Source organism: Kitasatospora sp. NPDC093558, assembly GCF_040683475.1.
Taxonomy (GTDB): Bacteria; Actinomycetota; Actinomycetes; order Streptomycetales; family Streptomycetaceae; genus Kitasatospora.
Window position 1 is genome coordinate 1 of the sequence record NZ_JBFBDY010000174.1, and the last position, 12,445, is coordinate 12,445.

Below are 12,445 nucleotides of genomic sequence, written 5' to 3' on the forward strand. Positions count from 1 at the left end.
CCGCAGCGCCCCAAGGCGCTCAAGCTGGCCGAGCCCAAGCGCCGGCTGCGGGCGATCACCGTCGTGCTGTCGCTGGTGTTCTCGGTCTTCGCGGGCCGGCTCGTCCAGTTGCAGCTGCTGGACGCCGACGCGCTGGCCGCCGACGCCAACACCAACCGCTACCTCAACGTCCCGATCACCGCCGAGCGCGGCTCGATAACGTCCGCCGACGGCGTCGCCCTGGCCGCCACCGTCGACGCGTACGACATCACCGCCGACCCGGCGATGTTCACCCCGGAGGCCACCGGCGTCCCGGACGCTCCCGAGCAGGCGGCGGCGCTGCTGTCGCCGATCATCGGTGTGCCCAAGGAGAAGATCGCCGCCGACCTGCACACCCCCAAGAGCCGGTACAAGCGGCTCGCCGCCGCGCAGACCCCGAGCGCCAAGAGCCAGATCAGCGAGCTCAAGGCGAACCTGGAGAAGCAGGCCGGCTCGCGCGCCTGCCAGGCCCAGAAGCGGCAGCTCGGCAAGCCCGCCGACCAGGGCGGACGCACCCGGGTCGACAACGAGTGCGCCAACCCGCTGGCCGGCGTGCTCAACCAGGAGACGCAGAAGCGGGTCTACCCGTCCGACGGCCTGGCCGCCAACCTGGTCGGCTTCGTCAACGGCGAGGGGCAGGGCGCGGGCGGCCTGGAGCTGCAGTACCAGAAGCTCCTGGCGGGCAAGGACGGCCACAACAGCTACGCCCAGGCGGGCGGCCGGCTGGTGCCCACCGCCGGGGGCTCGCTGGAGCCCGCCGTGCCCGGCAGCGACGTCAAGCTGACCATCAACCGCGACATCCAGTGGGCCGCCCAGCGGGCGATCACCGACCAGGTGGCCAACTCCGGGGCCGAGAAGGGCTACGTCGTCGTCCAGGACGTGAAGACCGGCCAGGTCCTCGCGATGGCCACCGCGCCCGGCTTCAACCCGAACGACCTGAGCACCGCCAAGCAGTCCCAGCTCGGCAACGCCGCCCTGGTCGACGCGTACGAACCGGGCAGCACCGCGAAGCTGATGAGCATGGCCGCCGTCCTGGACTCCGGCAAGGCCGCCTGGGACACCAAGGTCACCGTCCCCAACCGGCTGGTCCGCGCCGGGCAGCAGTTCAAGGACGACATCGACCACGGCGACTGGTACCTGACCCTGGCCGGGGTGCTCGCGAAGTCCTCCAACATCGGCACCATCGAGGCGATCGAGACCCTCGGCGACGGCGACCAGCTGAAGGCCAACCAGGTGCTCGACGGCTACATGCGCAAGTTCGGCGTGGCGAAGCCGACCGGGCTGAACTTCCCCGGCGAGACGGCCGGCAAGCTCAAGAAGCCGGAGGACCTGGTCGCCTCGGAGAAGTACAACATCTCCTTCGGCCAGGGCCCGCTGCAGATGAACGCGCTGCAGGCCACCTCGGTGTACTCGACCATCGCCAACGGCGGCGTCCGGGTGGCGCCCAGCATCGTCCAGGGCGTCACCAGCCCGGACGGCAAGTACACCCCGACCCCGCCGGGCGAGCAGACCCGCGTGGTCGGCGACCAGACCGCCAAGACCCTCACCCAGATGCTGGAGTCGGTCGTCGACGACGAGCAGGGCACCGGCGGCAAGGCCGCCATCCCCGGCTACCGCGTCGCCGGCAAGACCGGCACCGCGAACCGGGGCGCGGCCAACGGCGTCGGCTACGACGGCTACACCGCCTCCTTCATCGGCTTCGCCCCGGCCGAGGCCCCCCGGGTCACCGTCTCCTGTACCCTCCAGGGCCCGGTCAACGGCCACTTCGGCGGTCAGCTGTGCGGCCCGGTGTTCAAGCAGGTGATGGAGTTCACCCTCAAGACCCTCCAGGTCCCGCCGAGCAACAGCGAGGCGCCCAACCTGCCCGTCGACTGGAAGCCGTGAACGAGCATGAGCAACGAGCTGGCCGCGCCGGCCGGCCTGCCGCTGCTGGTCGTCGACCGGCCGCGGGCCCGGATGGGCGAGCTGGCCGCGATCGTCTACGGACACCCGTCCGAGCGGCTGCTGATGCTCGGCCTGACCGGCACCAACGGCAAGACCACCACGTCCTACCTGGTCGAGGGCGGCCTGCGCGGCGCCGGCCGCAGCCCCGGGGTGATCGGCACCGTCGAGATGCGGGTCGGCACCGAGCGGATCAAGAGCGAGCGGACCACCCCCGAGGCCACCGACCTGCACGCGATCCTCGGCGTGATGGCCGAGCGCGGCGCCGACGCGGTGACCATGGAGGTCTCCAGCCACGCCCTCGTCTTCGGCCGCACCGACGGGGTGACGTACGACGTCGCCCTGTTCAACAACCTCACGCCGGAGCACCTCGACTTCCACCCCGACATGGAGGACTACTTCCAGGCGAAGGCCAGGCTCTTCCAGCCCGGCAAGTCCCGCCGCGGCGTGGTCAACGTCGACGACGAGTACGGCCGCCGGCTGGCCGCCGAGGCCGAGATCCCGGTGGCCACCTTCTCCGCCGCCGGCGCCGCCGGGGCCGACTGGCGCGCGGTCGACGTCCAGCTCGGCCCGGTCGGCTCCACCTTCCGCGTGCTGGGCCCGGACGGCGCCGAGGCCGACGCCTCCGTGCCGCTGCCGGGACCGTTCAACGTGGCCAACGCGCTCGCCGCGATCACCGTCCTGGTCTCCGCCGGGCTGCCGCTGGACCGGGCCGTCGCGGGCGTCGCCGCGGTGCCCGGCGTGCCCGGCCGGCTGGAGCGGGTGGACGCCGGACAGCCGTTCGTCGCCGTCGTGGACTACGCGCACAAGCCGGACGCCCTGCGGGCCGTCCTCGGTTCGCTGCGCGAGGTCACCAAGGGCCGGCTGCACGTCGTCGTCGGCTGCGGCGGCGACCGCGACCCGCACAAGCGCGGCCCGATGGGCGACATCGCCGCCCGGCTCGCCGACACCGCCCTGCTGACCAGCGACAACCCGCGCAGCGAGGACCCGCTGGCGATCCTCGCCAGCATGCTCGGTGGCGCCGCCGCGGTGCCCGAGGCCGAGCGCGGCGACGTCCTGGTCGTCCCCGACCGGGCCGAGGCGATCCGCCTCGCGGTGGCCCGCGCGCACGCGGGCGACACCGTGCTGGTGGCCGGCAAGGGCCATGAACTTGGCCAGTACGTACGAGACGAGATCCGCCCCTTCGACGACCGGGAGGTGCTGCACGACGAGATCAAACGGAACTCCGTCGCGCAGACCGCGGCCGCCCGGGGCGACCGAGGAGTAGAGCAGCAGTGATCGCACTGACCCTCGCCGAGGTGGCCGCAGCCGTCGGAGGCACCCTGGACGGCGCCGACCCCGGCACCCCGGTGACCGGCCCGGTCGAGGTCGACTCCCGGAAGGTCGTCCCCGGCGGCCTGTTCGCGGCCTTCGTCGGCGAGTACGTGGACGGCCACGACTACGCGGCCACCGCCGTCGGGGCCGGCGCCGTCGCGGTGCTGGCCTCCCGCCCGGTCGGCGTGCCCGCCGTCCTGGTCGACAGCGTCGTGGACGCCCTCGGCAAGCTGGCCCGCGCCGTCGTGGCCCGCGCGGAGTCCACCACCGTGGTCGCGCTGACCGGCTCGGCCGGCAAGACCAGCACCAAGGACCTGATCGCCCAGCTGCTCCAGCGCCTCGGCGACACCGTCTACCCGCCCGGCTCGCTCAACAACGAGATCGGCCACCCGATGACCGCGCTGCGGGTCGAGCCCGGCACCCGGCACCTGGTCATGGAGATGGGCGCCCGGCACAAGGGCGACATCGAGTACCTCACCTCCATCACCCCGCCCCGGATCGGCGTGGTGCTGAACGTCGGCACCGCGCACGTCGGCGAGTTCGGCTCGCAGGAGCGGATCGCCGAGGCCAAGGGCGAACTGGTCGAGGCACTGCCCGCGGACGGCGCCGCGATCCTCAACGCGGACGACCGGCTGGTCCGCGCGATGGCGGCCAGGACCAAGGCCAGGGTCGTCCTGTTCGGCGAGTCCCCCGACGCCCACGTCCGGGCCACCGACGTTCGCCTGGACGCCACCGGACGGCCATCGTTCACGCTCACCACCCCGGCCGGTTCCGCGCCCGTACAGCTGCGCCTGTACGGTGAGCACCACGTCTCGAACGCCCTCGCCGCCGCCGCGGTGGCGGTGGAGCTCGGGATGTCCGTCGACGACACCGCGGCAGCCCTGGGCGAGGCGGGTGCGCTGTCCCGCTGGCGCATGGAGGTCGTCGACCGGGCCGATGGTGTCACCGTCGTCAACGACGCCTACAACGCGAACCCCGACTCGATGCGGGCCGCGCTGCGGGCGCTGGTCTCGATGGGGGGCCGCGGCCCGGAGCGCCGCCGCACCTGGGCGGTGCTCGGCGAGATGCGGGAGCTCGGCGAGGACAGCCTGGCCGAGCACGACGCCATCGGGCGGCTCGCGGTGCGGCTGGACGTCACCAAGTTCGTGGCGGTCGGCGGACGCGAGGCGGCCTGCATGGAACTGGGCGCGAGGAACGAAGGTTCGTGGGGTGAGGAGTCGGTGCTGGTGTCCGACGCGGACGCGGCGGTCGAACTGCTGCGCAGTCAGCTGCGGCCGGGGGATGTGGTCCTGGTGAAGGCGTCCCGTTCGGTGGGGCTGGAGAAGGTGGCCGAGGCGCTCCTCGCGGACGGTGCTGCCCAGTGATGAAGCAGATCCTCTTCTCCGGCATGATCGGCCTGGTCCTGTCGCTGCTGGGCACCCCGGCGCTGATCAAGCTGCTCGCCAAGCACGGCTACGGCCAGTACATCCGCGACGACGGCCCCAAGGCGCACCACAGCAAGAAGGGCACGCCCACCATGGGCGGCATCGCCTTCATCCTGGCGACGCTCATCGCCTACTTCGCCACCAAGGCGATAACGGGCGAGAGCCCGACCGTCTCCGGGCTGCTGGTGCTCTTCCTGACCGCAGGCCTCGGCCTGGTCGGCTTCCTGGACGACTACATCAAGGTCGTCAAGCGCCGCTCGCTCGGCCTGCGGGCCAAGGCGAAGCTGGCCGGCCAGTCCATCGTCGGCCTCGGCTTCGCGGTGCTGGCGCTGCAGTTCAAGGACGACCGCGGGCTCGCCCCGGCGTCCCAGAGCCTGTCCTTCGTCCGGGACTTCAAGTGGGCGATCGGCCCGGTCCTGTTCGTCATCTTCGCGTACTTCATGATCGCGGCGATGTCGAACGGCGTGAACCTGACGGACGGCCTGGACGGCCTCGCCACCGGCGCGTCGGTCATGGTCTTCGGCGCCTACACCTTCATCGGCATCTGGGAGTACACCCAGAGCTGCGCCTACGCGATCACCGCGACCGCCAACTGCTACGACGTACGCGACCCACTGGACCTCGCGGTCGTCGCCTCCGCCCTGATGGGCTCCTGCTTCGGCTTCCTGTGGTGGAACACCTCGCCCGCCAAGATCTTCATGGGTGACACCGGCTCGCTCGCCCTCGGCGGCGCCCTGGCCGGCCTGGCCATCTGCTCGCGCACCGAGTTCCTGGTCGCGCTGCTCGGCGGCCTCTACGTGATCATCACCCTGTCGGTGATCATCCAGGTCGGCTCCTTCCGGATGACCGGCAAGCGCGTCTTCAAGATGGCACCGCTGCAGCACCACTTCGAACTCAAGGGCTGGACCGAAGTCCTGATCGTGGTCCGCTTCTGGATCATCCAGGGCCTCTGCGTCGCCGTCGGCCTCGGCCTCTTCTACGCGGGATGGGTGACCGGATGACCGGTGTGGAGTGGCAGGACCTGCCCGTCGTCGTCGCCGGGCTCGGCGTCTCGGGCATCAGCGCCGCCCGCGTCCTGCACGGCCTCGGCGCCCGCGTCACCGTGGTCGACGGCGGCAGCGGCGAGGGCCTGCAGGCCCGCGCCGCCGAGCTGGAGGCCCAGGGCATCACCGTGCGCCTCGGCGACGGCGCCGGCCTGCCCGAAGGCACCCGGCTGATCGTCACCTCGCCCGGCTGGCCGCCGAGCAGCCCGCTGTTCGCCGCCGCCGACGAGGCCGGCGTCGAGGTCTGGGGCGACGTCGAACTCGCCTGGCGCCTGCGCAAGCCGCTGCCCGCCACCGGCGAGCCCGCCCCCTGGCTGGCCGTCACCGGCACCAACGGCAAGACCACCACCGTCCAGATGCTCGCCTCGATCCTGACCGCGGCCGGCAAGCGCACCGCCGCCGTCGGCAACGTCGGCGTCTCGGTGCTGGACGCGGTGCTCGCCGAGGAGCCGTACGACGTCCTCGCGGTCGAGCTCTCCAGCTACCAGCTGCACTGGGCGCCCTCGCTGCGCCCGCACTCGGCGGCCGTGCTCAACCTGGCGCCCGACCACCTCGACTGGCACGGCTCGATGGAGGCGTACGCCGCCGACAAGGGCCGGATCTACGAGGGCAACGTCGTCGCGTGCGTGTACAACCTGGCCGACCCGGCCACCGAGGAGCTGGTCCGCGAGGCCGACGTCGAGGAGGGCTGCCGGGCGATCGGCTTCGGCCTCGGCGCGCCCGGCCCGTCGAACTTCGGCGTCGTGGACGGGCTGCTGGTCGACCGCGCGTTCGTGCCCGACCGGGCCAAGAACGCCGCCGAACTGGGCGCCGTCGAGGACGTCAACCCGCCGGCCCCGCACAACATCACCAACGCCCTCGCGGCGGCGGCGCTGGCGCGGGCCTACGGGGTCGAGCCGAAGGCCGTCCGGGAGGGCCTGCGGGCCTTCCGCCCGGACGCCCACCGGATCGCCGAGGTCGCCGTGGTCGACGGGGTCACCTACATCGACGACTCCAAGGCCACCAACACCCACGCCGCCGCGGCCTCGCTGGCCGCTTACCGGCCGATCGTCTGGATCGCCGGCGGCCTCGCCAAGGGCGCGACCTTCGACGACCTCGTCCAGGGCGCGGCCGAGCGGCTGCGGGCCGCCGTGCTCATCGGCGAGGACCGCGCCCTGATCAGGGAGGCGCTCGCCCGACACGCGCCGGATGTCCCGGTGATCGAGGCGGCCGAGGGCCAGACTGGCGCGGTGGCGATGGCCGAGGTCGTCCGGACGGCCGCGTCGCTCGCCCAGCCGGGTGACACGGTGCTCCTGGCCCCGGCCTGCGCGTCGATGGACATGTTCACCAACTACGGCGAGCGCGGCGACCTCTTCGCCGACTCCGTCCGGGGTCTGGCGGACGGGTAGCCGGGCCCGGCGAGGGCGTCCGTACGAAGAGAGCGAGCGGGGAGTTGGCGGGGCAGGGCAAGGCGGATCCGGGCGTGCGGGAGCAGGCCCCGGCCGATCCGTGGCGCGTGATCTCCGCCACCACCACGAAGTACAAGTCGGCCGGTCCGCTGGGCCGCCTGAGCGTCCTGCGCGCCCGGGTGCGGTACTGGCTGGACCGGCCGCTGACGCCGTACCTGCTGATCGTCGGCACCACGCTGCTGCTGGTCGTGCTCGGCCTCATGATGGTCTTCTCGGCCTCGCAGATCCTGGCCCTGAACCAGCACCACACCGCGCAGTACTACTTCCTCAAACAGCTGATCGCGGCCATCCTCGGCCTCGTCATGCTGGCCGGCATCGCCGCCGTCCCGGTGGCGGTGCTGCGGGTCGTCGTCTACCCGGTGATGTTCGGCGTGATCGGCGCCCTCGCGCTGGTCGCCGTGCCCGGCATCGGGGTGCGGATCAACGGCAACCAGAACTGGCTGGACTTCGGCTTCTTCCAGTTCCAGCCCTCCGAGTTCGCCAAGTTCGCGCTCGTGCTCTGGGGCGCCGACCTGCTCGCCCGCAAGCAGAAGGCCGGCACCCTCAGCTCCTGGAAGCACCTGCTCGTGCCGCTCGTCCCGGGCGCCCTGCTGCTGCTCGCGCTGATCATGCTCGGCGGCGACATGGGCACCTCGATGATCCTGGTGGCCATGCTGTTCGCGCTGCTCTGGATGGTCGGCGCACCGCTGCGGCTGTTCGTGGCCACCCTCGGCGTGGCCGTCGTCGTCTGCACCGCGCTGGTGGTCACCGTCCCGCACCGGGCCGAACGCCTCGGCTGCATCGGGATCACCAAGCTCGACCCGGACGGAGCCTGCTTCCAGGCCCTGCACGGCGTCTACTCCTTCGCCCTCGGCGGCGGCTTCGGCACCGGCCTCGGCGCCGGCGTCGAGAAGTGGGGCCAGCTGCCCGAGGCGCACACCGACTTCATCTTCGCCGCGACCGGCGAGGAACTCGGTCTGGTGGGGACGCTGTCGGTGATCGGTCTCTTCGCGGCACTAGGCTACGCGGGTATCCGTGTGGCCATCGGTACGAAGGACCCCTTCGTCAGGTACGCCGCGGGAGCCGCCACCACGTGGATCATGGCCCAGGCCGTGATCAACCTGGGGTCGGCACTGGGACTGCTGCCGATCGCGGGCGTCCCGCTCCCGCTGTTCTCCTACGGCGGTTCCGCCATGCTGTCGGCCATGTGCGCGATCGGGGTGCTGCTCTGCCTGGCACGCAGCACCTCCGGCGCGAAGGCGGCCCTGGCCGCCCGGAGCAAGAACTCCCGGATCAGGAGACGACTGGCCCGGGTGCTGCCACGACGACGAACCACAGCGCGCCCGGTCCCCGGGCCGACGCGCAGGGAGCGGTGAATTTCGGTGCATGTCGTACTCGCCGGCGGGGGGACCGCCGGTCACATCGAGCCGGCCATGGCCCTCGCGGACGCCCTCCGCAGGCACGACCCGTCCATCGGGATCACCGCCCTGGGCACCGAGCGCGGTCTGGAGACCCGGCTGGTGCCCGAGCGCGGCTACCAGCTGGAGCTCATCCCGGCCGTCCCGCTGCCCCGCAAGCCCACCCCCGAGCTGATCACCGTCCCGGGCCGGCTGCGCGGCACCGTCCGGGCCGCCCAGGAGATCATCGAGCGGGTCAACGCCGACTGCGTGGTCGGCTTCGGCGGCTACGTGGCGATGCCCGCCTACCTGGCCGCCAAGCGCGCCGGCGTGCCGATCGTGGTGCACGAGGCCAACGCCCGCCCGGGCCTGGCCAACAAGATCGGCGCCCGCTACTCCGACTTCGTCGCCGTCTCCACCCCGGACAGCAAGCTGCGCGACTCCCGGTACATCGGGATCCCGCTGCGCCGCACGATCGCGACCCTGGACCGCAACGCGGCCCGCCCGGAGGCCCGGCAGTACTTCGGCCTCGACCAGCGGCTGCCCACCCTGCTCGTCTCCGGCGGCTCCCAGGGCGCGCGCCGGCTCAACGAGACCATCACCGCGATCGCCCCGCGCCTGCAGCAGTACGGGGTGCAGATCCTGCACGCCGTCGGCCCGAAGAACGAGCTGCCGCAGGTCAACGACATCCCGGGGATGCCGCCGTACCGCCCGGTGCCGTACGTCGACCGGATGGACCTCGCCTACGCCGCGGCCGACCTGATGCTCTGCCGGGCCGGCGCCATGACGGTGGCCGAGCTCGCGGCCGTCGGGCTGCCCGCCGCGTTCGTCCCGCTGCCCATCGGCAACGGCGAGCAGCGGCTGAACGCCCAGCCGATGGTCAAGGCGGGCGGCGGCCTGCTGGTGGACGACGCCGAGCTGACCCCGGACTGGGTGCTGCAGAACGTGCTGCCCGTCCTCACCGACCCGCAGAAGCTGTGGGACATGAGCCGGGCCGCCGCCGAGTTCGGCCGCCGGGACGCGGACGACCTGCTGGTCGGCATGGTCTACGAGGCCATCGAGGCCGCCCGCGGCGGTCGCCGCCGTGGTTGACGGCCGGCTCGCCGACCCCCTGGAGGAGGAGCTGGAGGCCGAGGAGCACGCTCCCCGGCTCCGGCTCTCCCGCCGGGGCTTCGTGGTGCTGGGCGTGCTCGGTGCCGCGGTGGTCGGCGTGCTGGCCTGGGTGGTCTTCTTCTCCTCGCTGCTGGACGTCCGGGACGTCGCCGTTCAGGGGGCCACCGACGACAAGCTGACGGCGGACCAGGTCCGCGCGGCGATCGGCGGGCTCGGCGACGGCCCGCTGGCCCGGGTGGACCTGGACGCCGCCCAGCGGCGGATCGAGGCGATCCCGCGGGTGGCCGGTGCCGAGGTCTGGCGGGGCTGGCCGCACACCCTCCAGGTGAAGGTGACCCAGCGCAAGGCGGTGGCCGCGGTCAAGGGCGACGACGGTCAGTTCACCCAGATGGACGCCGCCGGAGTGAGCTTCGCCACCGAGGCGGCCCCGCCCGCGGGGGTGCCGGTGGTGGAGCTGCGGCTCAGTCAGCAGGCGAAGGACGCCGACGGGGTGATCTCCCGTCCGCAGCTGGTGCAGGGTGCGGTGGCGGTGGCCGCCGGGCTGCCGTCCGATGTCGCGCAGCGCGCGGGCGCCCTGCTCGTGCACTCGTACGACGACATCGAGCTGCAGCTCAGCGGGGGTGCGACGGTGCGCTGGGGGAGTCCGGAGCAAAACGACAGGAAAGCCCGGGTCCTGGTGGCCCTGCTGGCTCAGAAGGGCACGAACTACGACGTGAGTGCACCGGACGCGCCGGCGGTGTCCGGATGATCCGGTAGGTTCTTTGCCTGGGGGTGGGGTTGACGCCTTGGAGTGTCGGCCCGACCCTTGGTGGTCACCCCGGTTTCATATGCCGGTCGATGATCACATAGGCTCAAAAGAAAAAGGGAAGCTCGGCGTGTTCGTTGAAACGCGTGCCCGGAGCCACCTAGTGTCCTGTGTCACCAGACTGTGCCCCCTGGTGATGTGACGGAGGCACAGGACTAACCCTAAAGGTCAAGTTTAGGGTTGGGGTCGGCGGTCGGCATTTCGGACATTGCGTCAGAAACCAGGCTCCCTACCCATCGACATCCGTCGGTACGGCTCTCATCGGGCCACGCCGACCCGGAAATTCGAGGCGAGAGGCCTTCGACGTGGCAGCACCGCAGAACTACCTCGCAGTCATCAAGGTCGTCGGTATCGGCGGCGGTGGTGTCAACGCCATCAACCGGATGATCGAGGTCGGTCTCAAGGGCGTCGAGTTCATCGCGATCAACACCGATGCGCAGGCCCTCCTCATGAGCGACGCCGACGTCAAGCTCGATGTGGGCCGTGAACTCACCCGGGGCCTCGGCGCCGGCGCCAACCCCGAGGTCGGCCGCAAGGCCGCCGAGGACCACCGCGAGGAGATCGAGGAGGTCCTCAAGGGGGCCGACATGGTCTTCGTCACCGCGGGCGAGGGCGGTGGCACGGGCACGGGCGGCGCGCCCGTCGTCGCCAACATCGCCCGCTCGCTCGGCGCGCTCACCATCGGCGTGGTCACCCGCCCCTTCACCTTCGAGGGCCGGCGGCGTGCGAACCAGGCCGAGGACGGCATCGCGAGCCTGCGCGAAGAGGTCGACACCCTCATCGTCATCCCCAACGACCGGCTGCTGTCCATCTCGGACCGCCAGGTCAGCGTGCTCGACGCGTTCCGCTCGGCCGACCAGGTCCTGCTCTCCGGCGTCCAGGGCATCACCGACCTGATCACCACCCCGGGTCTGATCAACCTCGACTTCGCCGACGTCAAGTCCGTCATGTCGGACGCCGGCTCGGCGCTCATGGGCATCGGCTCGGCCCGTGGTGAGGACCGCGCCAAGGCGGCGGCCGTGATGGCGATCTCCTCGCCGCTGCTGGAGGCCTCGATCGACGGCGCCCGCGGCGTCCTGCTCTCCATCTCCGGCGGCTCGGACCTCGGTCTGTTCGAGATCAACGAGTCGGCCCAGCTGGTCAGCGAGGCCGCGCACCCCGAGGCCAACATCATCTTCGGTGCGGTCATCGACGACGCCCTCGGCGACGAGGTGCGGGTCACCGTCATCGCGGCCGGCTTCGACGGCGGACAGCCGCCGGCCATCGTCCGCGACCCGGTCGTCAAGTCCACCCCCGCCACCCCGGCCACGCCGCCGGCCGCCCCGGAGCGCCCGGCCTCCCGGCCGTCGTACGGGGGCATCGGCTCGGTGACGTCCCGCTCCGAGGGCGACTCGTCCGCGCCGGCCCGCTCGGCCGAGACCCCGGCCACCGCGACGGCGGCCCCGGTGCCGCCGCAGGTGCAGCCGGCCCGCCAGCCGTTCGTGGAGAGCCCGGCCGAGGAACTCGACGTGCCGGACTTCCTTAAGTGATCGATCACGCGGTACGCGACGGTGCTCACTTCGCCTTCACCGACAGGTGGGGCGGGGTGAGCACTTCGCCGTACGGGGAGCTGAACCTCGGCGGCGCGGTCGGGGACGACCCGGAGGCCGTCCGGGAGAACCGGGCGCTCGCGGCCCGCGAGGTGGGGCTGAACCCGGCCGACGTGGTCTGGATGAACCAGGTGCACGGCGCCGACGTGGCCGTGGTGACGGAGCGGCAGCCGATGGGGCAGGCCCCGACGGTCGACGCGGTGGTCACCGACCGGCCGCTCGCGCTCGCGGTGCTGACCGCCGACTGTACGCCGGTGCTGCTGGCCGACCCGGTGGCGGGCGTGGTGGGCGCGGCCCACGCCGGACGGCCCGGCCTCGCGGCCGGGGTGGTGCCGGCGGTCGTCCGGGCGGTGACGGAGCTGGGCGCCGAGCCC

The 12,445-nt window shown here is 72.3% G+C and carries 10 protein-coding genes; all 10 read left to right on the forward strand.

Annotation, left to right across the window (positions count from 1 at the left end; translation table 11 throughout):
* Positions 1–1,902: penicillin-binding protein 2 (locus AB0O00_RS18275; protein ID WP_363652941.1), on the forward strand; the 1,902-nt coding region annotated here is incomplete at its 5' end.
* Between the two features lie 6 nt (positions 1,903–1,908).
* Complete coding sequence (locus AB0O00_RS18280) at positions 1,909–3,237, forward strand: UDP-N-acetylmuramoyl-L-alanyl-D-glutamate--2,6-diaminopimelate ligase (RefSeq protein ID WP_363652943.1); 1,329 nt, start codon at positions 1,909–1,911, stop codon at positions 3,235–3,237.
* Positions 3,234–4,637, forward strand: coding sequence for a UDP-N-acetylmuramoyl-tripeptide--D-alanyl-D-alanine ligase (gene murF / locus AB0O00_RS18285; RefSeq protein WP_363652945.1), 1,404 nt, complete (start codon positions 3,234–3,236; stop codon positions 4,635–4,637). The genes AB0O00_RS18280 and murF overlap by 4 nt, the downstream gene beginning before the upstream one ends.
* Complete coding sequence (mraY, locus tag AB0O00_RS18290) at positions 4,637–5,698, forward strand: phospho-N-acetylmuramoyl-pentapeptide-transferase (protein ID WP_363652947.1); 1,062 nt, start codon at positions 4,637–4,639, stop codon at positions 5,696–5,698. Before murF ends, mraY begins: the two co-directional genes overlap by 1 nt.
* Entirely contained in the window at positions 5,695–7,128 is a 1,434-nt protein-coding gene (murD, locus tag AB0O00_RS18295; RefSeq protein ID WP_363652949.1) for a UDP-N-acetylmuramoyl-L-alanine--D-glutamate ligase, read from the forward strand. The genes mraY and murD overlap by 4 nt, the downstream gene beginning before the upstream one ends.
* A 149-nt stretch (positions 7,129–7,277) precedes the next feature.
* On the forward strand, positions 7,278–8,543 hold the full coding sequence (ftsW, locus tag AB0O00_RS18300) for a putative lipid II flippase FtsW (protein WP_363652959.1): 1,266 nt from the start codon (positions 7,278–7,280) through the stop codon (positions 8,541–8,543).
* 6 nt (positions 8,544–8,549) lie between these two features.
* On the forward strand, positions 8,550–9,656 hold the full coding sequence (gene murG / locus AB0O00_RS18305; RefSeq protein WP_363652951.1) for an undecaprenyldiphospho-muramoylpentapeptide beta-N-acetylglucosaminyltransferase: 1,107 nt from the start codon (positions 8,550–8,552) through the stop codon (positions 9,654–9,656).
* On the forward strand, positions 9,649–10,425 hold the full coding sequence (locus tag AB0O00_RS18310; protein WP_363652953.1) for an FtsQ-type POTRA domain-containing protein: 777 nt from the start codon (positions 9,649–9,651) through the stop codon (positions 10,423–10,425). The genes murG and AB0O00_RS18310 overlap by 8 nt, the downstream gene beginning before the upstream one ends.
* Before the next feature lie 362 nt (positions 10,426–10,787).
* Positions 10,788–12,011 carry a cell division protein FtsZ gene (gene ftsZ / locus AB0O00_RS18315; RefSeq protein WP_363652955.1) on the forward strand — a complete coding sequence of 408 codons (1,224 nt, stop codon included), beginning with the start codon at positions 10,788–10,790 and terminating at the stop codon, positions 12,009–12,011.
* Positions 12,008–12,445 (forward strand): polyphenol oxidase family protein (locus AB0O00_RS18320; protein WP_363652957.1); only part of this gene is annotated, 438 nt, incomplete at its 3' end. The genes ftsZ and AB0O00_RS18320, both read left to right, overlap by 4 nt.

Excerpts from the sequence above, each read along its gene's own strand:
- AB0O00_RS18280 (WP_363652943.1), top strand. The coding sequence starts at position 1,909 with ATGAGCAACGAGCTGGCCGCGCCGGCCGGCCTGCCGCTGCTGGTCGTC.
- mraY (WP_363652947.1), top strand. The coding sequence starts at position 4,637 with ATGAAGCAGATCCTCTTCTCCGGCATGATCGGCCTGGTCCTGTCGCTG.
- murD (WP_363652949.1), top strand. The coding sequence starts at position 5,695 with ATGACCGGTGTGGAGTGGCAGGACCTGCCCGTCGTCGTCGCCGGGCTC.